The organism is Snodgrassella sp. ESL0323, assembly GCF_013346865.1.
Taxonomy (GTDB): Bacteria; Pseudomonadota; Gammaproteobacteria; order Burkholderiales; family Neisseriaceae; genus Snodgrassella; species Snodgrassella alvi.
The window spans coordinates 155,098-176,577 of sequence record NZ_JAAEDT010000011.1; the positions used below are offsets into that span (position 1 = coordinate 155,098).

General features: G+C 42.5%; 21 protein-coding genes. 12 read left to right on the forward strand and 9 right to left on the reverse strand.

Annotated elements, in window-relative coordinates; all coding sequences use genetic code 11:
• The first annotated feature begins 161 nt into the window (after positions 1 to 161).
• From GY065_RS02875 to GY065_RS02885, 3 genes are all read left to right on the forward strand, one after another.
• Complete coding sequence (locus tag GY065_RS02875) at positions 162 to 1,025, forward strand: YgcG family protein (RefSeq protein WP_244621472.1); 864 nt, start codon at positions 162 to 164, stop codon at positions 1,023 to 1,025.
• 118 nt (positions 1,026 to 1,143) lie between these two features.
• Positions 1,144 to 2,067 carry a DnaJ domain-containing protein gene (locus GY065_RS02880; protein WP_174833007.1) on the forward strand — a complete coding sequence of 308 codons (924 nt, stop codon included), beginning with the start codon at positions 1,144 to 1,146 and terminating at the stop codon, positions 2,065 to 2,067.
• Between the two features lie 424 nt (positions 2,068 to 2,491).
• Positions 2,492 to 3,046 carry a TPM domain-containing protein gene (locus GY065_RS02885; protein ID WP_244621473.1) on the forward strand — a complete coding sequence of 185 codons (555 nt, stop codon included), beginning with the start codon at positions 2,492 to 2,494 and terminating at the stop codon, positions 3,044 to 3,046.
• Positions 3,047 to 3,413: 367 nt separating this feature from the next.
• Here GY065_RS02885 and GY065_RS02890 read toward each other — a convergent pair whose 3' ends face one another.
• The 4 genes from GY065_RS02890 to modA all read right to left on the reverse strand — a co-directional run bounded on the left by GY065_RS02890 (position 3,414) and on the right by modA (position 6,476).
• Positions 3,414 to 4,208, reverse strand: a complete 795-nt coding sequence (locus GY065_RS02890; RefSeq protein ID WP_174833008.1) for a TOBE domain-containing protein — start codon at positions 4,206 to 4,208, stop codon at positions 3,414 to 3,416.
• Positions 4,201 to 4,890 (reverse strand): ATP-binding cassette domain-containing protein, encoded by a 690-nt coding sequence (locus GY065_RS02895; RefSeq protein ID WP_202984028.1) that lies wholly within the window; start codon positions 4,888 to 4,890, stop codon positions 4,201 to 4,203. The genes GY065_RS02890 and GY065_RS02895 overlap by 8 nt, the downstream gene beginning before the upstream one ends.
• A 72-nt stretch (positions 4,891 to 4,962) precedes the next feature.
• A complete protein-coding gene (gene modB, locus GY065_RS02900; protein ID WP_037475997.1) occupies positions 4,963 to 5,643 on the reverse strand; it encodes a molybdate ABC transporter permease subunit in 681 nt (226 codons plus the stop codon).
• 65 nt (positions 5,644 to 5,708) lie between these two features.
• Complete coding sequence (modA, locus tag GY065_RS02905) at positions 5,709 to 6,476, reverse strand: molybdate ABC transporter substrate-binding protein (protein WP_174833010.1); 768 nt, start codon at positions 6,474 to 6,476, stop codon at positions 5,709 to 5,711.
• Positions 6,477 to 6,940: 464 nt separating this feature from the next.
• Between modA and fdnG the strand changes: the two genes are divergently transcribed.
• From fdnG to GY065_RS02940, 7 genes are all read left to right on the forward strand, one after another.
• Positions 6,941 to 10,048 (forward strand): formate dehydrogenase-N subunit alpha, encoded by a 3,108-nt coding sequence (gene fdnG, locus GY065_RS02910; RefSeq protein ID WP_174833011.1) that lies wholly within the window; start codon positions 6,941 to 6,943, stop codon positions 10,046 to 10,048.
• A 12-nt stretch (positions 10,049 to 10,060) separates the two neighbouring features.
• Positions 10,061 to 10,975 carry a formate dehydrogenase subunit beta gene (gene fdxH, locus GY065_RS02915; RefSeq protein ID WP_037476001.1) on the forward strand — a complete coding sequence of 305 codons (915 nt, stop codon included), beginning with the start codon at positions 10,061 to 10,063 and terminating at the stop codon, positions 10,973 to 10,975.
• On the forward strand, positions 10,975 to 11,634 hold the full coding sequence (locus tag GY065_RS02920; RefSeq protein WP_025330240.1) for a formate dehydrogenase subunit gamma: 660 nt from the start codon (positions 10,975 to 10,977) through the stop codon (positions 11,632 to 11,634). The genes fdxH and GY065_RS02920 overlap by 1 nt, the downstream gene beginning before the upstream one ends.
• A 138-nt stretch (positions 11,635 to 11,772) precedes the next feature.
• Positions 11,773 to 12,573 (forward strand): formate dehydrogenase accessory sulfurtransferase FdhD, encoded by an 801-nt coding sequence (fdhD, locus tag GY065_RS02925; protein WP_174833012.1) that lies wholly within the window; start codon positions 11,773 to 11,775, stop codon positions 12,571 to 12,573.
• A gap of 99 nt (positions 12,574 to 12,672) precedes the next feature.
• Positions 12,673 to 13,998: a cation:dicarboxylate symporter family transporter gene (locus tag GY065_RS02930; protein WP_037476005.1), complete on the forward strand. Its 1,326-nt coding sequence runs from the start codon at positions 12,673 to 12,675 to the stop codon at positions 13,996 to 13,998.
• 245 nt (positions 13,999 to 14,243) lie between these two features.
• A complete protein-coding gene (locus tag GY065_RS02935; RefSeq protein WP_174833013.1) occupies positions 14,244 to 15,173 on the forward strand; it encodes a formate dehydrogenase accessory protein FdhE in 930 nt (309 codons plus the stop codon).
• Between the two features lie 88 nt (positions 15,174 to 15,261).
• Positions 15,262 to 15,825, forward strand: a complete 564-nt coding sequence (locus GY065_RS02940) for a hypothetical protein (protein ID WP_174833014.1) — start codon at positions 15,262 to 15,264, stop codon at positions 15,823 to 15,825.
• Here GY065_RS02940 and GY065_RS02945 read toward each other — a convergent pair whose 3' ends face one another.
• Complete coding sequence (locus GY065_RS02945; RefSeq protein WP_174833015.1) at positions 15,826 to 16,374, reverse strand: TetR/AcrR family transcriptional regulator; 549 nt, start codon at positions 16,372 to 16,374, stop codon at positions 15,826 to 15,828.
• 262 nt (positions 16,375 to 16,636) lie between these two features.
• Between GY065_RS02945 and GY065_RS02950 the strand changes: the two genes are divergently transcribed.
• A complete protein-coding gene (locus GY065_RS02950; protein WP_198209655.1) occupies positions 16,637 to 17,035 on the forward strand; it encodes an HPP family protein in 399 nt (132 codons plus the stop codon).
• 265 nt (positions 17,036 to 17,300) lie between these two features.
• Here the strand turns inward: GY065_RS02950 and GY065_RS02955 are convergent, their stop codons facing one another.
• Complete coding sequence (locus tag GY065_RS02955; protein WP_174833017.1) at positions 17,301 to 18,368, reverse strand: saccharopine dehydrogenase; 1,068 nt, start codon at positions 18,366 to 18,368, stop codon at positions 17,301 to 17,303.
• An 84-nt stretch (positions 18,369 to 18,452) separates the two neighbouring features.
• On the opposite strand from GY065_RS02955, the gene GY065_RS02960 reads away from it, so the two are divergent.
• Positions 18,453 to 19,025, forward strand: coding sequence for a TetR/AcrR family transcriptional regulator (locus GY065_RS02960; protein ID WP_174833018.1), 573 nt, complete (start codon positions 18,453 to 18,455; stop codon positions 19,023 to 19,025).
• Between the two features lie 204 nt (positions 19,026 to 19,229).
• On the opposite strand, the gene glp is transcribed toward GY065_RS02960, so the two are convergent.
• From glp to GY065_RS02975, 3 genes are read right to left on the reverse strand one after another with little or no spacing between them, the layout of a single operon-like run.
• Positions 19,230 to 20,420, reverse strand: a complete 1,191-nt coding sequence (gene glp, locus GY065_RS02965; RefSeq protein ID WP_174833019.1) for a gephyrin-like molybdotransferase Glp — start codon at positions 20,418 to 20,420, stop codon at positions 19,230 to 19,232.
• Positions 20,417 to 21,028, reverse strand: a complete 612-nt coding sequence (locus tag GY065_RS02970) for a molybdenum cofactor guanylyltransferase (RefSeq protein ID WP_174833020.1) — start codon at positions 21,026 to 21,028, stop codon at positions 20,417 to 20,419. Before GY065_RS02970 ends, glp begins: the two co-directional genes overlap by 4 nt.
• Complete coding sequence (locus GY065_RS02975) at positions 21,019 to 21,480, reverse strand: molybdenum cofactor biosynthesis protein MoaE (protein ID WP_037393546.1); 462 nt, start codon at positions 21,478 to 21,480, stop codon at positions 21,019 to 21,021. Before GY065_RS02975 ends, GY065_RS02970 begins: the two co-directional genes overlap by 10 nt.

Genomic DNA, 21,480 nt, shown 5'->3' on the forward strand with positions numbered 1-21,480 from the left:
TTTCCTTATCGGACTGAATACTTGTATTCTGTCGTAATAGCAGAATCTGTTTGTCTGAAAGTATGGAGTCAGATAATAGTGGTCTTTTATCCTGACAAACAAAAGGTTAGTATGAACTAAAATACAGGCAAATTTGCTTTTATGGCACTAAGGTTGCAAAGATGAACACAATACGCTTATCTGTCCACAGGCTACTCGGTCTTTTTCTGAGCTGTTTTTTTGCAATGCATTTGCTCGCTGTCGATGGTTTGGTTCCTGTACCAGCGCTGACTGATCCGGTAATGGATACAGCTAATATGTTACAGCCGGCTACCCGTGCAGAATTAAACCAGCAGTTACTGGAATTCAGCCGGCAGCATGGCAGCCAGATTATAGTATTGACAGTTCCGGCTATCGCACCGGAAACACCTTTTGACTATGCTACACGTGTTATGGATAGCTGGAAACCAGGGCGTAAAGGAATTGATGATGGTGTACTGTTGTTGCTGGTGCGTGATGAACATAAAACATTTCTGGCACCCGGTCGCGGACTGGAAGGGGCTATTCCTGATGTTTATGCTAAAAGAATTCTGGATGATGTGCTTCGTCCGCAGTTACAGGCAAATAATGCAGACGGCGGTGTACGTGAGGCTGTAAATCAGCTGGAGAAGCTGATTAACGGTGAAAAATTACCGGCACAGCAATCTGCACATCAGGAATCTGATGATTCAGGCTCAACAATTTTTGGAATTCTGTTACTGATATTTATAGCCGGTTCATTTTTGAAAAATATATTTGGTAATACGCTGGGCAGTGCAATTGTCGGATTTCTGGTATTAAGTTTTGGCTGGTATTCGGGCTGGAGCCTGTTTGCAGCGATTATTGGTGCAATTCTGGCATTCGTAATAGCGCTCATTTTTGCCGGTAATATATTTATTGGCGGCTCTGGCGCTGGTAGGGGCGGTTTTGGCGGAGGTTCAGGAGGCGGAGGGTTTAGCGGAGGAGGTGGTGGCTATGGAGGCGGCGGGGCTTCCGGAAGCTGGTAATACTGGCAGTCATAATTAAATTTCATGTTAAATAATGATAATTTATTAATTTTTTCGTAAAATAATGTATAGTTATCTGTTTTTATGATATTTGGTATTTTGTTTCTGGTGGGCATACATGTCTAAAGTCGGCTATGGTATCTGTTTTCTGCTGTTGTATTTTTTACTCATGCATTATGGTCTGTTTGTTGGGGTATTGCTTGATAGTGTACTAATCATACTTATTCTGTTTTATCTTCGGGCTGTGCAGATTGTAGATGACGGTACCGAAGCATCTATCGCTGCCGACAATAGTCTTTATATAGCCGTTATGTTTGAAGTGGCCGGTCAGGTATGTGCAGCCAAAGGCCATGTTTCTGATGAAGACCGGTCGCGTGTCTATGACATGATTAAAAAAATGCAGCTGGATGCAGAAACTGAAGTTTTGTCGCGTTATGCTTTTAATATGGGGCAAACAAAAAATTATCCGCTCAGAACCAGACTTAAACAACTATACCGGGCTTATAGTGATGACAAGCGCGGTTTAATGCTGTTTTGTAAAAATATGCTTGAATTAGCGCTGATTGACGGACGGCTGCATAATAATGAACGGCGCATTCTGAATATCATAGCGGACGAATTCCGTATTCCTTATGCACAAATGCTTATTTTTGCCAGTCAGACTATTCATAAGGAAAACGAATATCGGCATTACTGGCAGACCAATGAGCAATGGAAACAGCAGCGTCAGCATGCGCGTTCAGACCAACGCCGGCAACAATATCAGCAACAACAGAAGCAGTATCAGCAACAACAACGCCATAATCAGCAACAGCAGCCTGAAGAACCGTTTGGTACTGATCCTTATCTGGTACTGGGTATCTCAGCAAAATCGAACCCGCAGGAAATTAAACAGGCATATCGTCGACTGATGAATAAATACCATCCGGATAAACTCATTAAGCAGAATCTGTCGGAAACTGAGATGCAGCGGGCAACTGAGCATGCTCAGCGTATACAGGCAGCTTATGCTTATGTGAAACAGTTACGCAGATTTGTTTAATATAGATAAGGGCTTACAGAATCTGTATTTATTTCAAAATATATAACCCGTAGAATTTTGTGATTTTCCAATCAGAGAATTTGTCAGAGCCGGCTCTGATAATAGGTTGGTTTTTATGTTAGAAATCATTTTTGCTCTCTGGCAATATCTGGATTTTTACTTTAAAGGCTAATTTTCCTGATAAATTGATTAGTATCGTTATTATCAAAATATATGCTAACTAGCGTCACCAGCAATAATATCCGTTACATCTGACTTTCCGATTTTCTGTCTTTATATGATATATATTGTTTTTGTTATCAGCCAGGTAACAGCAACGTTTTCTAATTAAGAAAATTTATGGTAGTGTAAGTAGAATGTTGATTATTATGAGATTAATTAAGTAACTCAATATATACTTTTTAATAAATCTGTGGTGCTAACTATGAAATCAGATATACAGGAAAAAGCAGAATGTACGAGCTTAAATAAACTCAATATGCAATTATTACCACGTATCTGGCGCCACTGGATAAATCCGCGCCAACGGGTAAGTAAATATTTTCCTGCTCTTGCATTGCAACAGCTAACTGAACAAATTACATTATCCGAGCAACGTCATACCGGACAGCTACGGTTTGTGATTGAATCCAGCCTTGATACAGCGAATTTGTGTCATCAAACTACGGCACGCCAGCGTGCACAGTATTGGTTCGGAAATCTGGGTATATGGGATACTGCTGAGAAAAGTGGTATTTTGGTTTATGTACTTTTTGCAGATCGCGCAGTAGAAATTATTGCAGACCGGGGTATTAATACCTGTGTGAGTATGCTGCATTGGCAGCAGATATGTAATCGCATTACTCAGGCATTTCAGCATCAACGATATATGGATGGTTTAACTGCCGGACTGGATGAGCTGACGGAATTACTTGTACAGTATTTTCCGCGTACGCATGCCGGTACTAATGAACTGGCCGATGAAGTTATTCTGCACTAGTTTTGAAAAGCTAAGTATTTATATGGGTTAATTTTCAAAGTACTGTAACGGCTTAATATTCAATTAAGTTATCAGTGTGCAGCATTTTCAGTAAATTAGCCCATAATTACAAAAGATGTGGAATTAATTATTAATATTTCGGGATAAAACGCCATAAATAGTTTTTTTTGAATTAAATTTATTTAATAATATTAAAATACAAATATATAAGGTCTATAATATATCTGCGGCTTAAAAGGACAGATTGACAAAGAGGGAATGTGCATGGCCGCAGGTAGTTTGACTATCGCACGTAAGCATAAGCCGGAATAATCTAATATTGCATGACAGGGTTATTCTGGCTTCAGTTTGTCTGATGAGTGCACGTTCAGCGCAAACGTCCGATAATAATGTTTGGCGCCTTGATTAACAGCATGATTTTATCTTCATTTTTCAATTGCATAGTTTGTGCACTATGGCAGGTAATACTAGCGGTCAGGCTGACAGCTGCGCCTAAATCCACAGTAATCACACTGTTTACAGCACCAGTATCTATGTGGCGTATTTGACCAGTTAGCTGGTTACGAGCGGATATTTGTAAATTCGGATCGGGACGCGCAAGCATAATGGCTGATGCCTGAATGAGAGCCAGTGCATCAACGCCGACAGCCAGTTCCATCTGTTCACAACTGTGTCTGGTAAGAATGGCTACCAGTTCCTGTCCGTTGCTCAGTTGCAGATGAACCTCATTATTTACAGCTCCTTCAATGATTTGGCTGATTCTTCCAGCGAGTTGGTTATCAGCACTTAAATCCAGATTCATTTTTTGCCATAAACCATGATGACTATTGTCAGCGTTAGCTTCCAGTTGCCGGATGAGTTGCTGATGACGTTGCTGCATAGTGTGATAATAATTTAAAAAAGCTTCACCAAAAGCTGTTAATACGCTGTTTCCGCCCCCCTGGCCACCGGTTTGCCGTAAGACTAAAGGTTCAGGCGCCAGATTATTCATTGCATCTATGGCATCCCATGCTGCTTTATAACTCATAGGTACCGCTTTAGCCGCCTGAGTAATTGAGCCGAAACGTCGGATATTTTCCAGTAATGTAATCCGTTTGCTGTTGCCAATTCGCTGGCCGTTAATAGTGGGAATCAGTTCACTGTTAAGATTAAATTCATTCATTGCGATTGTTACGGGAAGCTGAGTACAGACATCCATTATCCATATGCCAGATTTGAGCGTCAAAAGCAGCTGCATCTTCCGGATCGTGAGTTATCAGTAGCATGGGTAAGTTTAATTTCTGCTGCCAGGCAGATAACTCAGAACGCATTTGAGCCCGTAGCTGAGTATCCAGTGCAGAAAATGGTTCATCCAGCAGAATAGCCCGCGGCTGAGCAATCAATGCGCGAGCCAGAGCCACACGCTGGCGCTGCCCGCCGGACAGATGAGCCGGATATTGTTCAGCTACCGAATTGAGCTGCATAGCAGTCAGCCAGTGTTCCACTTCTGTATACCGGCTGCGTTTTTTTGGATTGAATAAGCCATGACAAATACCGCAGGCAATATTCTGCCGGACATTTAAATGGGGAAAGAGAGCATAATCCTGAAATACAAAGGCCAGTTTACGTTGTTGCGGGCTAAGATTAATATGCTGCTGTGCCTGAAACAGAGTAACACCATTCACATTAATATGACCCTGTTCAGGAGTCAGCAGACCGGCAACAGCCTTTAGCATCAGACTTTTACCGCTGCCAGAGGCTCCCATAATAACTGTACGCTGTGACTGACAGCACAGGCGGATATCCAGAGTAAAATGACTTCCGTCATTACGTTGAAGGGTTTTTTGAAAATTAAAATCTAACATAAAAACCATTGGCCGGATTAAAAACAGGCAAAGCAATATCGGAAAACCATATTGTTTGATTCAGGTATCGGATTATTTAAGATTGGTCATAGGTACTTTGCCGGATAAAAGTTTGCCGGTAAGCAGTAATATCAGAATACAGACCACAGATATAATCAAGACCAGAGTATTGGCCAGATAGTCGTCTCCGGCCTGTACTGCTTCATATACGGCAATCGACAGAGTTTGTGTCTGCCCCGGAATGCTGCCTGCTACCATCAGCGTAGCACCGAATTCACCCATACTGCGTGCAAATGCCAGTAATACGCCGGCCAGAATACCTCTCCAGGCAAGAGGCAGAGTGATGCGCAGAAATACTCCGGCATTACTGATACCCAGAACACGCGCTGCTTGCTCCAGCTGGGAATCCAGACTTTCAAATGCAGCACGTGCCGGTTTAAATACCAGGGGAAACGATACGATTGTTGCCGCTACAACAGCGCCCTGCCAGGTGAAAATCAGATTAATACCCAGATAACGTTCCAGCCACTGACCAATAAAGCCATTTTTTCCAATTAGAACCAGTAAGTAGTATCCCAGTACCGTTGGCGGCATTACCATTGGCAAAGTGAGAATGGTATCAATTAGCTCCTTGCCCCAGACAGTTTTACGGGCAAGTATATAACCTATACCGACCCCCAGAACCAGATTGATAGCAGTTGCCCACAGGGCGATTTTAAGTGACAGGGCAAGAGCAATCCAGGCCGCAGCCATTATCTACTCCTTGAAATAAAAATTCAGACAGATTCGCGGGAGGATAACTGCCGGTGGAAACATACTCAGCGTGCGCTTTGAAAACCGTAACGCTTAAGAATCTTCTGACCTTTTGGCGACTGGATAAAATTAATAAAGCGGCTGGCAGCCACTGGTTCTTTACTGGCTACTGTCTTAGCAATCGGATAGCTGATTGGCTTACTGGTCGGGATGGTTGCAGCTACACTAACTTTATCCGGCATAATGGCCGCATCTGTGCCAAATACGAAACCGGCTTCTGCTGACTGATTAGCTACGTAATCCAGAGCCTGACGGACATTATTCACATTCACAATTTTAGGCTTTACCGTACTCCATACTTTTGCCTGCTCCATTGCTGCCTGAGCATAACGTCCGGCCGGTGTAAAAGCAGGGTTGCCCAGTGCAATATGTTTAATACCTGGTTGCTGCAAATCTTTCAGTCCGCGTACATTCAGATTGCTTTTTTTCGGAGTAATCAGTACCAGACTGTTATTTACAAAATTAATTCTGTCCTGTGCTCGTACAAGATTCTTGGTCTGAGCCTGATCCATAGTTTGTTGATCAGCAGAAGCAAATACATCTACAGGTGCACCGTTTTGCATCTGCTGAAGCAGCGAGCCTGAAGCTCCGAAATTAAGCAGTACTTTATCCTGAGGATATTGCTGCTGATATGCTTTGGCAATGTCATTAAATGCATTGGTCAGACTGGCAGCTGCTGAAACTGTGATATTGGCGGCAAGTGAAGTAGTGCTCATTACACTCAGGCTGATTGCAGTAACGATAGTAGTCAGACAAATGTGGTTAAAGCGCATATTTTTATCCTTATTTGAAATAAATTATTATCCGGCGCCGTCTCAGGCAATGCCGATTATAAAGGAAAATTATTGCGAAATATACATGGGTATATAGCGATAGACAGTCATAGAGATATGCAATACAACTTATATTTCATACCAAATAAATAATTTATAAATAAATCTGTATGCAAAATATTAATGACTAATAGAAATAATTTATTGGATAAATTATTTCTATTTATTGCCAATGTAATAAATTGTATTTTAATCTATATACTAGGTAAATCCAGCATTTGAATGAAAATCGTAATTATTTATTTACAGTAAAGAATACTGATAAAATTATATAATAATTTAAATAAAGTATTATAATAGGGTCAAATGTTAGTATTAATAAATTTTCTAGCATAATTAGTAAGCAGTGCAGGAGTTGCTTTTCTGCAAATAAATAAAAAAAATTTTATTAGGAACATACACACATGAACCTGACTCGACGCCAGTTTTTTAAGGTTACCGCAGCGGGTGCCGGCGCAACAGGATTAGCAGTCATGGGCATGGCTCCTGCCACAGCCTTTGCTGAAGTCCGCCAGTACAAACTGTTGAGGGCAACAGAAACACGCAATAACTGCACATATTGCTCAGTGGGTTGTGGTACGTTGTTATATAGTCTGGGTGACGGTGCTAAAAACGCCAAAAAGAAAATTTTTCACATAGAAGGTGATGCAGATCATCCGGTCAGTCGCGGCAGCTTATGTCCCAAAGGCGCTTCACTGATTGACTTCGTAAATAGTCCGAACCGTGTATTGCATCCGCAGATTCGCGAGGCTGGCAGCAGCGAATGGAAAGACATCAGCTGGGATGAGGCACTGGATCGTATTGCCCGCCTGATTAAAGATGAACGCGATGCCAATATTATTGAAAAAAATGCTGATGGTGTTACGGTTAACCGGTTGGAAAGTGTGGGTATGCTGTGTGCTTCTGCAAGCTCCAATGAAACCGGTATCCTGACCCAGAAATTCATGCGTTCGCTCGGATTGGTCGGGACAGATTCACAGGCCAGGGTTTGTCATGGTCCGACGGTATCTGCACTGGCTGCTACGTTTGGTCGTGGAGCCATGACCAATACCTGGACCGATATTCAGAACGCCGATTTCATTCTGGTTATGGGTGGTAATGCCGCTGAAGCACATCCGGTAGGGTTTAAATGGGTTATCGAAGCCAAAAAGCAAAAAGGCACCAAACTAATTGTTTGTGACCCGCGTTTTAACCGTACTGCCTCTGTAGCCGATCATTACCTGCCAATTCGTTCCGGTACCGACATAGCTTTTCTCGGGGCAGTGATCAACTGGCTGATTAAAAATGATAAAGTACAATGGGATTATGTTAAAAACTATACCAATGCTGCTTTTATCGTAGCTGATGGTTATGGTTTTCATGAAGGTCTGTTTTCCGGACATGCCGATTACACGACTGAAGACGGCAGCGCGGCACCGGAAGCGGCTCCGAAAGGAGCCAAAGGCGGAGCTGTCTATAATAATGCCAGCTGGACATACGAGCTGGATGAAAACGGTTATGCTAAAGCAGATCCGACTCTGGAAAATCCGCGTTGCGTCTGGCAGATAATGAAAAAACATTATGCCCAGTACACACCGGAAATGATGCACAAAATTACCGGTACCCCGATTAAAGATTTTCTGCTAGTGTGTGAAGCTCTGGGGGTAACCTCGGCAAAAAACAAAGCCGGAACAATTCTGTATGCACTGGGCTGGACTCAGCATACTTATGGTTCGCAGAATATCCGTACCATGGCTATGATTCAGCTGATTCTGGGCAATATCGGTATGCCTGGTGGGGGTGTGAATGCTTTACGCGGCCATTCCAATATTCAGGGTTTGTCTGATCTTGGTTTGCTGTCTACCAGTCTTCCTGGCTATCTGAGCCTGCCTAACGAAAAGAAAAATCCGACTTTTGCTGATTATCTGAAAGTTCAGACACCTGCAGCCATGCGTCCGGGACAGCTTAATTACTGGAGCAATACGCCCAAATTTATGGTAAGCCTGCTCAAATGGTTCTTTGGTGATAAGGCTACCAAAGAAAATGACTGGGGCTATGACTGGCTGCCGAAGTGGGACAAAATGTATGATGTGCTGCAAATGACCGAAATGATGTATCAGGGTCAGATGCACGGATTACTGGTACAAGGTTTCAATGCCATGGGTTCCTTTCCGGATTCCAACCGTATCATCGAAGCATTTTCCCGCCTCAAGTGGATGGTAGTAATGGATCCGCTTAATACCGAAACGGCTACCTTCTGGGAAAATCATGGTGATGCGCATGACGTAGATTCCCGCTCTATCATGACGACAGTGTTCCGTCTGCCTGTCCCTTGTTTTGCAGAAGAAAATGGTTCGATTGTCAATTCTTCACGCTGGCTGCAATGGCATTATGCCGGAGCCGAAGCTCCGGAAGAAGCCAGAGCCGATCTTGAGATTCTGGCTGATTTGCATTTACGTATTAAAGCTCTGTATGAAAAAGAGGGCGGTAAAGTACCTGAGCCGATTTTGAATCTGAGCTGGCCGTATAAAGTGCCGCATTCACCGACGCCGGAAGAAATGGCACAGGAATCCAACGGCTGGGCACTGACGGATATTAAAGACGAGAAGGGTAATATTATCGTGCCTAAAGGCGGGCAGCTGGATAGCTTTGCTCAGTTACGCGATGACGGAACAACAGCCTGTGCCTGCTGGATTTTTGCCGGTTCCTGGACTAAAAACGGCAACCAGATGGCACGGCGTGATAACAGCAATACCGGACTGGGTAATACCCCGGGCTGGGCGTGGGCGTGGCCGGCAAACCGCCGTATTCTGTATAACCGTGCTTCCTGCGATCCGTCCGGCAAAGCCTGGGATCCTGACAGAATATTAATTCACTGGGACGGCAGCAAATGGATTGGTGCGGATGTGGCTGACTACAAGGCAGATCAGGCACCTGACACCAATATGAATCCGTTTATTATGAATGAAGAGGGTGTTGGTCGTCTGTTCTGTACCAAAAAACTGGTAGATGGTCCGTTTCCGACATTCTATGAGCCTACTGAATCACCGGTTGGCAAAAACCTGCTTTATCCTAAAGTGCTGAATACACCCGCAATGCGTTTGTTTGACAGCGTTAAAGGTCGTATCGGTAATAAAGATGAGTTTCCTTGTGTCGGCACTACATATCGTCTGACAGAGCATTTTCAGTTCTGGACGAAATCCGTGAAATTGCTGATGATTGCTCAGCCCGAACAGTTTGTTGAAATCAGCGAAGAGCTGGCAGCACAAAAAAATATTGCTAAAGGCGATACGGTTAAAATCAGTACTAAGCGCGGCTGGGTAGAGGCTAAAGCCGTGGTAACCAAACGCCTGCGTCCGTTGGAAATTAACGGGCAGACCGTCCATCAGATAGGTATTCCCCTGCATGGTGGCTGGGTGAATGTTGGTGAGAAAAAACAGTTTCTCATTAACACACTCACACCATTTGTTGGTGACTGCAATACACAGACACCAGAATACAAAACCTTTTTATGCAATATCGAAAAAGCGTGAGGGGAATAAGTCATGGCTTTACAATCTTTGGATATAAAACGTCGTTCGGCTACTAATCAGCTCACGCCGCTACCACAGGCAAGAAAACCAATTGAAATTGCCAAACTGATTGATGTTTCTACCTGTATAGGCTGCAAAGCCTGTCAGGCTGCGTGTTCGGAATGGAATGACATTCGTGATGAAGTTGGTACCAATCATGGTGTATACGATAACCCAATTGACCTGAGTGCGGATAGCTGGACAGTAATGCGGTTTTCTGAAACCGAGCAGTACGGCAAGCTGGAGTGGCTGATTCGTAAGGACGGCTGTATGCACTGTTCTGACCCGGGCTGTCTGAAAGCCTGCCCGTCACCGGGTGCAATCATTCAGTATGAAAATGGTATCGTCGATTTCCATCAGGAAAACTGTATTGGTTGCGGTTACTGTATTTCCGGCTGCCCGTTTAATATTCCGCGTATTTCGAAAAAAGATAACCGCGCTTACAAATGTACCCTGTGTTCCGACCGTGTGGCCGTCGGGCAGGAACCGGCCTGTGTGAAAACTTGTCCTACCGGTGCTATTCATTTCGGCAGCAAAGAAGACATGAAGTCTTTGGCCGGGGAGCGTATAAAAGACTTAAAACAGCGCGGTTTTGAGCAGGCAGGACTCTACGACCCGCAGGGTGTGGGCGGTACCCATGTTATGTATGTACTGCATCATGCGGATAAACCCAGCTTGTACCATGGTCTGCCGGACAATCCGCGTATCAGTACCACCGTTAAATTATGGAAGAGTATGCTCAAACCGATAGCAGCATTCGGTATTGCTACCGCTGCTTTTGCTGGCTGGCTGCACTACATTACCATTGGTCCGAATCGCCCTGACGATGATGAAGAACAGGTTCTGAATCGCGAAGGCGAAATCCTCAAAGATAAAGGGGACGCATAATGAAAAGATTATTAATTCAGCGATATAAAAAATCCGAACGGTTTAATCATTGGGTAGTAGCCGGCTGCTTTGTGCTGCTAGCTGTTTCCGGTCTGGGTTTTTTCTATCCGTCTTTTTTCTGGCTCACTGAAGTTTTCGGTTCTCCGCAATTGGCACGCATCCTGCATCCGTTCATCGGAGTGGTGATGTTTCTGGGCTTTTTTATCCAGTTTTTCCGCTATGTAAAATATAATTTTTTTGAGCGGGATGATATTAAATGGTTACTGGGAATTAAGCATATTCTGCTGGGAAGAGAAATTGGTGATACTGGCAAATATAATGCCGGACAAAAATGTATGTTTTGGCTGATGTCCATCAGTATGGCACTGCTGCTTATCAGCGGGCTGATTGCCTGGAGGCAGTTTTTTTCCGGATATTTTCCAATTTGGGTGGTGCGCATTGCTTTGCTGGTGCATTCTGCCTCTGCTATCCTGCTGATTGTCGGTATTATTATTCATGTATATGCCGCATTGTGGATTAAAGGCACAATTCCGGCAATGGTGGAAGGGGTGGTTAGTCAGGAATGGGCGAAAAAGCACCATCCGCGCTGGTACCGCGAAATGATGGCAAAAAAAGAAGCCAAAGCGCAGCAAAATTCCACTTCACAGACAACTGAATAATTTAGATAATCATCAGTAGTACTGTCTGTATGGCGTATTGTCATACAGACAGTAATATTTTATCTTCTTGCATGACCCAGTTAATATGTCGGTACAAATTTTTTCCGGCTGTTGCTAGCTCATAAATACAGAAACCTCATGAATTATACCCCCGCCCAAAATCGCACTGTCTGGGTGGCACAGGCTGGAGAATGCAGTAGTACCAGTGACAATATCAGTGCCGAAATCCCGGTATCACTTGTTTATAACGGTATCTCCCATGTCGTATTAATGGCTACGCCCGCTAATATTGCCGAACTGGCACTGGGTTTTAGCCTGAGTGAAGGCATCATTGAAAATGCAGAACAAATTTATGCGATTGAAGTTACTGAACATCTGCATGGAATTGTGGCTGAAATTGAGCTGGCCAGCGCAGCCTTTGCACGTTTGAAAAGTCGCCGTCGCCAGATAAGCGGACGCACCGGTTGCGGACTGTGCGGTATTGACAGTCTGGCTGCTGTTCAGCCAGAATTAGAACCGGTTTTACGCGATTGGCATGTAGAATTTAGCATAATCGGGCGTGCTTTGACCGATTTTAACCATCATCAGCAGCTGCGGGCGCAAACTGGTTCAGTTCACGGCGTGGCGTGGGCTGACAAGGCAGGTAAGATTGTAACCGTCCGTGAAGATATCGGCCGGCACAATGCTTTAGACAAGCTTATTGGCTGGGGATTGCATGCAAAAGTGGATTGGAAGCATGGTTTTGTGGTATTGTCCAGTCGCGCTAGTTTTGAAATGGTAATGAAATCAGCAATAACCGGTATCGGGTGTATCGTGGCCGTATCTGCGCCCACCACCTATGCCATTGATTTGGCTCACAAGGCCAATATCACGCTGGTGGGTTTTGCGCGTCATAATCGCCAAGTAATTTATACCCATCCTCAATTTTTTCATCCTTAACGCATGTTTAAACAAAAAATAATAGAATATACTCTATTGTTTTTGTTTCGCTTTTTAGATTGAATAAGAACTATATTACCACTTACAGTAAGGACGACTATGTTATCGATTATCAAACGATATAGCCGTAATTTGGCCTGGCAAATTTTAATCGCTCTGATTATGGGGGTAGCACTGGGATTATATCTGCATACTTTTTCAGATCCTTCTCATCCCTACTACAAAACCTATCAGTCGTGGGTAATCAATGTATTACAACCGATGGGGGATATTTTTATCCGCCTGATTAAAATGATTGTGCTGCCCATCATTCTCAGTACGCTGACATTGGGTATTGCCGGACTGGGTAACTCCAAAAGTCTGGGTCGACTGGGCGGTAAAACCATTCTGTATTTTGAAATTATTACTACTATCGCCATTGGTGTGGGTTTACTTTTCGGTAATCTGTTTCACCCGGGTAGCGGCATTGATATTTCCAATTTGCAACACAGCAATGTCAGTCAGTACGTACAAAAAAGTGAAGCACTGGCCGAGAAGCCTCATGGTCTGGTTGTAATGATTCTGGACATGATTCCGCATAATATATTTGATTCGCTTAGCAGCGGTGAAATTCTGCCGGTAATCTTTTTCTGTGTGTTTTTTGGTCTGGGCTTAACTAAGCTGCCTGATAATCAGCGCCTGTTCTTTTCAGATTTTCTGAAAGTGATTTCAGACGTAATGTTCAAAATCACCAATATGATTATGCGTTACGCACCTATCGGGGTATTTGGTCTGATGACTGTTACCATCAGTAAATTCGGTTTCGGTTCACTGATTCCGCTGATGAAACTGATTTTAATAGTTTATCTGGCGATGATAGTATTTACTCTGGTGATTCTGGGTGGGGTGGCCTATTTTTGCCGCTTTAACATTTTCACCATTATCAAAATCCTGAAAGACGAGCTGATTGTGGCTTTCTCAACCTCCAGCTCAGAAACTGCGCTGCCAAAAATGATTGAGAAAATGGAAGCATACGGTGCGCCGAAATCTATTACCAGTTTTGTGATTCCTACCGGATATTCATTTAATCTGGATGGTTCTACGCTGTATCAGAGTATTGCAGTTATCTTTCTGGCACAGTTATACGGTATTTCTCTGTCGGTTAGTGATCAGGTAATGATTGTGATTACGCTGATGGTGGCTTCTAAAGGTATTGCCGGTGTACCGGGTGTATCGTTTCTGGTACTGTCTGCCACGCTGGCTACAACATCCATACCGTTAGAAGGTTTGGGCTTTATTCTGGGTATCGACCGTATTCTGGATATGGGACGTACAGTAGTTAATGTAATCGGTAATGCTCTGGCTTCACTGGTTATTTCGCGCTGGGAACATGATTTTGATGATGAAAAAGCGCGGGAATATGAGAAATCACTTGGTATTAAATAATTAGTTTTTAGTAATAAAAAAGGTTCAGAAATTTCTGAACCTTTTTTATTATCCGATTCATCACATTTTGAAAAACAAATTGATAAGAGACATTATCTTTCTCTATCGATGAAATATAGAAAATCGTAGACAGTAAATCCAGACAGAATACCTATTTTTGGTTAAACTTGGTTATTTAATTTGTTGATAATGATAACGGTACTATTACCTGAACAAGTAATATCGTTATATAACCGCGTTGATACATGAAAACACAAGCAACACCAGAAACCATACAAGCACAAGAATTTTTTCACATCCCGTTCTGGCAGCCTCCTCCTGTTGATATTTTCAGCCGGCGCGCATTGCGGCTGAATGAATTGGCTGTAGAAGACAATAGTGACTGGCAACCATACTTACAGCTACTGGCTGTTATCAATAATGCTCAGCAAAATTTACTTGAGCAATATGCACAGGAAGCCTGGGTAATTCCTGATACTGATAAAGATGAAGTTCCGCTTACTCTGGCATTACTGAGTGCCAATAGAGGCCTGATAGAGCGTCTGTTTACCGATTTACATGCTTTACTGCAAGCAGATTTGTCACCCACTGCTCAGCAGGTATGGAAAGAGTTATTGCAGCTCGACTGTGAAAGCCGCAACCAGTTATGCCAGCATGCTTTTAATCAGCAGCTCGGAATAGCTCAGCAGGATTATCAGGTCTGGGTAAATGCAGTGGTGCAGATTGTTTATACTCATGCAGCGTTAAATCTGGCTGCTATAACGGTAAAACCTCTGTCTGAACCGGGTTTTTGCCCTTGCTGTGGTACTGATGCTGTGGGTTCAGTAATAGTCGGACAAGGTGAGCTTGAAGGGTTGCGCTATTTGTGTTGTGGTGTATGCAATAGTCGATGGCACAGTGTACGGGCACGCTGTAGTTTTTGTGATAATAGCCGTGATCTTGGTGTACACCTGATTGAACAGGTGAAAGAAGGGGTATTGTCCGGTGCAGAGGCGGAATGCTGTCCCAGCTGCCATGCTTACCGTAAACGTTATCGCCTGGCCAAACAACAATATGCTGATCCGATTGCTGATGATTTGGCCTCTTTAGCTCTGGATATACTGTTGAATGAAGAGGGGTGGCAGCGTGGCGGAGCCAATCCGTTTTTACTAATGGGAAAAATACCCAGACATTAAATTAGGCTAAAGCTGTTTGGCTTGAATAAATCATAGGGAGTCAAACAGCTTAAATAAGAAAATCTGATCAAACAGATGGATAATAAAGATGAAGAAAACGGAGAAATTTTTTTCCAGAGTAATTGGTCCTTTAATTATCGTATTGGGGATAATCTGTTTAGCTGAAAGTAAAAGCAATCACCAGCACTATTATCTTCCTTTGCAAAATAAAGCCAAATATCTTTTATCATTAAATTGTGCACCAAATCAATGTACTACGCATGGAAGAATGATATATAACCATTCGGAAAATATATCCGCTAAATCCATCAGTACACCAATTTATCATTTTCGCTATTATTTCCGGATAGCAGATAAAACCTATATTAATGATGATTTGCGTGTTTTTAGTGAAGGTTTTGGTTTTACCAAAACCGGACTGCGCTATTTTCCTGCAGGAGGCCTGAACTCAGCTGAATTTTTTTCAGAAGAAATCATTTTTGACCCGGATAATCCAAATATAAATTTACCCGTGACCTATGCAAAAGTTCTTCATGAGATTCCCAGCCCTTATGGCTTTTTTGAAGGATTTTTTATTATTATTGGAGGAATTATTCTTACTCTAATCAGCTATTGGAATAAAATTTTTTTAAAAAGCAGGCTTGATAAATAATTAAAGAAGTATTTCTGATACCCAATTAAAACTATTTTTTATTATTTCATCGTAAAGTAATCTATTATCTTTATAAATAAGACTGATATTACTGAGACCTTCTAATATCACCATTAATTGATTGGTTATTGTCTCATTTTGTGGGTGTTGCCGGAGTTTATCGCGGATTAGATTTCGAATAAATTCTTTATGCTCCATAACCAGCTCTTTTATTGCATTGTCGTTATGGATTTCTTCTCTTGCTCTGACAAATAAGCAGCCATTAAAATCGTCTTGATTATACCAGTCTAAATGCCATTTAAGTATCTGAATAATGGACTGTTGCTGGTCAAGATCAGCTATTGCTTCGGTAAGTTCTTGTTTAAATCGCAAGTCTCTTAGTTTTAAAACTTCAAAGATTAAATTGTCTTTGTTACCAAAATGTTTATATAGCGTTGTTTTAGAGCAACCTGACTGGTCTCTTATTTCATCAACTCCTACGTTGCCAAAACCTTTTTGATAAAAGAGTTGTTCTGCTGTATCAGCAATTAATCTGTATGTTTTTTTCATTTATTATCCAAAGTGTTTGATAAGTGGACAGATCTGTACTATTATAAAAGTGAACAGATTTGTTCACTTTTGTGCTGGCACTAATTGCTAACACTCAAGCTAATCTTATAGGATATAAAGAATAATGAAACCATTTTTTTTCGGCAAGGAGAAACTGCCACCAAAGCCCACAAATATTGAATTATTGCAAAGTCTGACCGGTGGTTTCGTAGCTATATTTTTTCTGATTTGGTTTAGTCGGGTAACCGGCTATACTTTAATAATGGCACCATTTGGAGCAAGTTGTGTACTCTTGTTTGCTGTATCTCAGTCACCACTTGCGCAGCCAAGAAATGTTATTCTGGGACATTTAATTTCAGCTTTTTGCGGGTTACTGTTTTTAAAACTATTCGGTCATGATGTTATTATTATTGCCTTGGCTGTAGGCATAGCAATTATCGCTATGCAATATTTTCGGGCAGTGCATCCACCAGCCGGTGCTAATCCATTAGTCATTTTATTAACAGCAGATAAAATAGATTATGATTTTACTTTTTTGTTGTTTCCAGTGCTATCCGGGTCAGTAATATTGGTAGCAATTGCTTATTTAGTTAATAATTTTTTTAATCAAACGCATTGGCCAGTCTATTGGCTGGCACTCTTTAAAGAAAAGGAAAAATAATAATAAACCTATCATGTTGTTATCAGTAAATTGAAAAACTGTGTGATACTTTTTTGGCGCAGAAAATTGGTCAGAAGGGTAGGTAATCCAGTGTATATCAGCTTATGATAAGCTCGTACTATCTGTTGAATCAGTTGTTAAAAAAATCTTAGTTGAAATGATTTATTAATCATTTTATGTACTGATTAATAAATCATAATCTTTTGTTTAATTAAAATATTTCAGAATTTATTGTCTGAAGACTTTGATAAACTTCAGAGAAATATTAGTCGAAATCAATTTTTACGCCTTCTTTTTTAAGTATATTAGTTGCAATATTCATATCCGGTAGTGTTTCGCCGAAGTAAACCTGATTAGATAATTGCTGAGTGAATATCGAATGTATCTGGTTAAATGCACCAATAGCGGTGAGATGGGACTGACCTTTAGGATCTGTAATGGATAAGACGGATTGAGCTGGCTGGTTGGCCGAATCTGTGCCTGTGAAATTGATTAAAATGCGGTGCTCATCACCTTTACCTGGATTGTATAGCAATTTCTGACGAAATGATTTAAAACGTTGCGTTGAGATTAAACGCCAGAAGCCACTATGAATTAATACATAGAAAAGACGGTTGGTTATATTGCTGTTAAAACCAATTCGTGTGGATACTGATCTGGCTTGGGTCAACATTGGCAAGGTTAACTGATCAGGTGTATCGAAGCGATAAACCCGAAAACGTTTTTTATCTGTAAAGCTGACCAGCCTGCCATCTGAAAATGGCATACAGCTTTGAGTGTGTCCCTCGGCGATGACTTCAAAAGGAATCAGCATTCTGTCCATATAATCTACAGAATTGATTCCTGAGTTATCTTGCATAGAATAGAGAATATTAATATCTATGCTGTTTATCTGCTTGAATTTAAGTGCGTGTCGGAGTATCAGGCTGGCAGCTACACCAGCCATCCATGTGGAAGAAAATACTATGGGAGCATGCAACTGGTCGAATGTATGGGTATAGGTAATCGCTGTTTTTAATTTATCCGTCCAGCGAGTAATATCAAGATAGGCAATCTGATTTTTGATGGCAAAATGCAGTACGCGGTTATCGGGATCATTGGCCAGGGTTACGATTAATTGGGGCCGGATATTGACAGGAAGCAGTGGTGCATTAATATCGAATTGTATTGCAGATGCTTTGGATAAGGTACTGGCAAATGCAGTTGCAGTATGTATATTGCGCCCGCCAATAATAATATGTACATCCGGATAATATTGATTTAACAGTGCCGCTACTTGTTTGCCTACTACACCATAGCCACCGATTAATAATACTGACAGCTGATTGTTCATGCAGACTTTCTATTTTAGGTTGATTGACCTAAAATAATATACTAAATAATTTATTTTTGGTCAATTGACCTATTTATAAAAATCATGATGGCTAAATTATCTCCAAAAAAACAACAAATACTGACTACTGCCGCGCGGTTGCTGGCGACACGGGGCGGGGTGAATTTCAGTATGCGGATAGTGGCAGATGAAATGGGAATACGGTTAAGTAATCTGCAATATTATTTCCCTACGCTGGAAAATCTCTTTAGCGCGCTGGTTGAAAATATGCTGCAACTGGTTGAGCGGAAAATAAATCTTGCGCTAAAAAGTGATGCTGAAACGATGAGTGTACTGATAGATATCATTTGCTCAGAACTTGATGATGTTTACAATTGTCAGTTAATGTGGGAAATCTGGGCACTGTCTGAACGAACAATAGAAGCTTATCATGCTATTGATTTGTTTTATCAGGAATATTTAAAAAAAATAGCTTGTTTCGTCCAATCACAGAATACTTTACTCAATAATGATGAAATACAGCGGCGTGCATTAATCATTGTTAGCTTGCTCGAAGGTATATGGGTGGTTGCGGGGAAAAAACGCTCAGGCATTGAGTTGGATAAAATTAAGGCAGATTTACTGCATACGATTAATCTGATTATCAGCAGCACCTGATCACGATGCGCAATATATTTATAAAAACAAATTGAGCAGTAATTTAAACCAAATATAGTCGGCCATTAGCAAATTGAAATTCTGCTCAGGTTATCAGATTATTTGGCTAATCAGATAATAAAATCAGAAAAATCCTGATTATATGAAAGCCGGAAAAAGCTTTCTTGCTTTTTCCGGCCTTATTTTTGCTGAATAATTTATTTTTTATATCGGATAAACTGTCAGCCACTGTCCCTGCTGAATATCAGTTTGTGCGGGAATATCGATTAATACCTGTGCATTCACGCAACCGGAAAGCATATGTGAACCCTGTTTATTTAATGGAATAACCTCCGGACCATTATTGGTAAAGTGCAAGGTTCCGCGCAGGAATTCGCGTCGTTTTTGCCGGTTCGGGGTTATGCTGAAAGCAGCTTTGGCCTGATAGCATTCGGGTAGTGCTTGCAGAATATGGCGCCCGGCGGCTGTTTGTAGTGCCGGTAGTCCAAGCAGTTTGAAGGTAACAAAGCTGGCTACCGGATTGCCAGGCAGAAGCATAACGCGACATTCACCGATACAGCCCCAGCCAAAGGGTTTACCCGGTTTTATCGCCAGTTTCCAGTGTTCTATACTGCCTAATTGTTGCAGTGCCGGTTTAACCAGATCACGATCACCTACAGAAGCACCACCGGAAATAATAATGCTTTGGCTGCTGGTGGCGGCTTTGGAAAGGGTTTCGGTGATGATATCGAGATTATCCGGCAGAATACCGCCGTCAATGATTTCAATAAATGTGTAAGTTTGAAGACAGGCCAGCAACATGGGGCGGTTACTATCATATATCTGATGCTGCTGTAACTGGTTATTGCCACTTACCAGTTCATCACCGGTGGTAAATACGCTTACACGCAGTTTTTGGTAAACCTGTAGTTCACTGAATCCCTGTGAGGCGGCCAGTCCGATTGCCTGAGCATTAAGTAATGCACCTTTTTCCAGTAAAGTTGCCCCTTGTTTTAGCTCTTCGCCCTGATGGCGAATATTTTCATTAGCAACGGGTGTGCTGGTGCAGCTGAGGGTGAGTCCTTCAACGCAGGTGTTCTCCTGCATAATTACTGCATCAGTATTTACCGGAATTCCGGCACCAGTGTAGATACGCATAGCCTGACCGTGTTGCAGGGTTAGCTGTCGTGTATCTCCTGCTGCGGCTGTATCGGTTAGTTGCCATTCAGAGCAATCGAGTCCGCATATCGCATAGCCGTCCATAGCGCTGTTGTCGAATGCGGGAGAGTCTGTAGTAGCTATAATGCTTTGGGCGAGAATACGCCCGGCAGCCTGATTAAGCGGTACGGTTTCAGTATCGACTATGCGGCTTGCCTGTTGCAACAGAGCTTCCTGCCCTTGGTAAAAATCCATCATAAGGTTGTTTCTCCGCTGCGCATGCTGGTAAACATTGCGCTGCTGTTATAGTTGGTAAACTGAATATTGTCGGCAAAGGTAACGATAGCATGCCGGTATGGCAGAATGACGGAGCGGACACTGTGTTTGCCAGTGCTGTTAAGCTGTTGCCGGATATGCTGTAAGTGGCGCCGCCGCATCTGACAAACGATAGGGTGCAGAGTGAAAGAATCTGCGGCGCAAACAATATCAAGTTCAGGTCGGCTGGATAGTTTCTGATACAAACCGGCAATGATATCGGTGTTGAGTAATGGCAGGTCACACGGTACTATTTGCAAATATTCAATATCTTCCGGTAAATGTTGTGCAGCACTGATGATACCGGCAAGTGGTCCCATCCCGCTATAGGTCGGCAGATCAGAATATACGGGATAGCCGTATTTTTCTATTCGGGCAATATCCCGGTTGGCACTGATAATAATGTGCTCGCTGCAGTGACCAAGCTGATGCAGAATATGTTCCAGCAATGGCTGACCATTTAGTGTCAGCAGGGCTTTATTGGCACCACCTACACGGGTACCGAGTCCGCCGGCCAGAATAATCAGCCCGAGATTTGCATTTATTCCCATGACTGTGTGCGCAGCCGGTCTGTATGTTTCATTTCTACCCAGTGCTGCTGACCATTGGCAAAACATTCTTTTTTCCAGAATGGTGCTTCGGTTTTGAGGTAGTCCATAATAAAATGATTGGCCTGATAAGCATGTTCGCGATGGCCGCTGGCAGTAAGTACCAGTACTATTTGTGCGCCTACTGGTAATTCACCCACACGATGAATGACGCAGGCGTAGGGTAAAGACCAGCGTTCGCTGGCACGGGTGATTATTTTGCTGATTTCATGCTCGGTTACTTCCGGCATATGAGTGAGATACAGATGACTCAGTGGTTGCTGCGGGTTATCGTTGCCACGCACTTTACCAATAAAACTGACAACAGCTCCGCAATCCGGCGCAATTTTTTCAGCCAGTGCCAGTTCCTGACTGAGGTTGAAGTCTTCTGTCTGTATTTGTATGCGTGTCTGCAT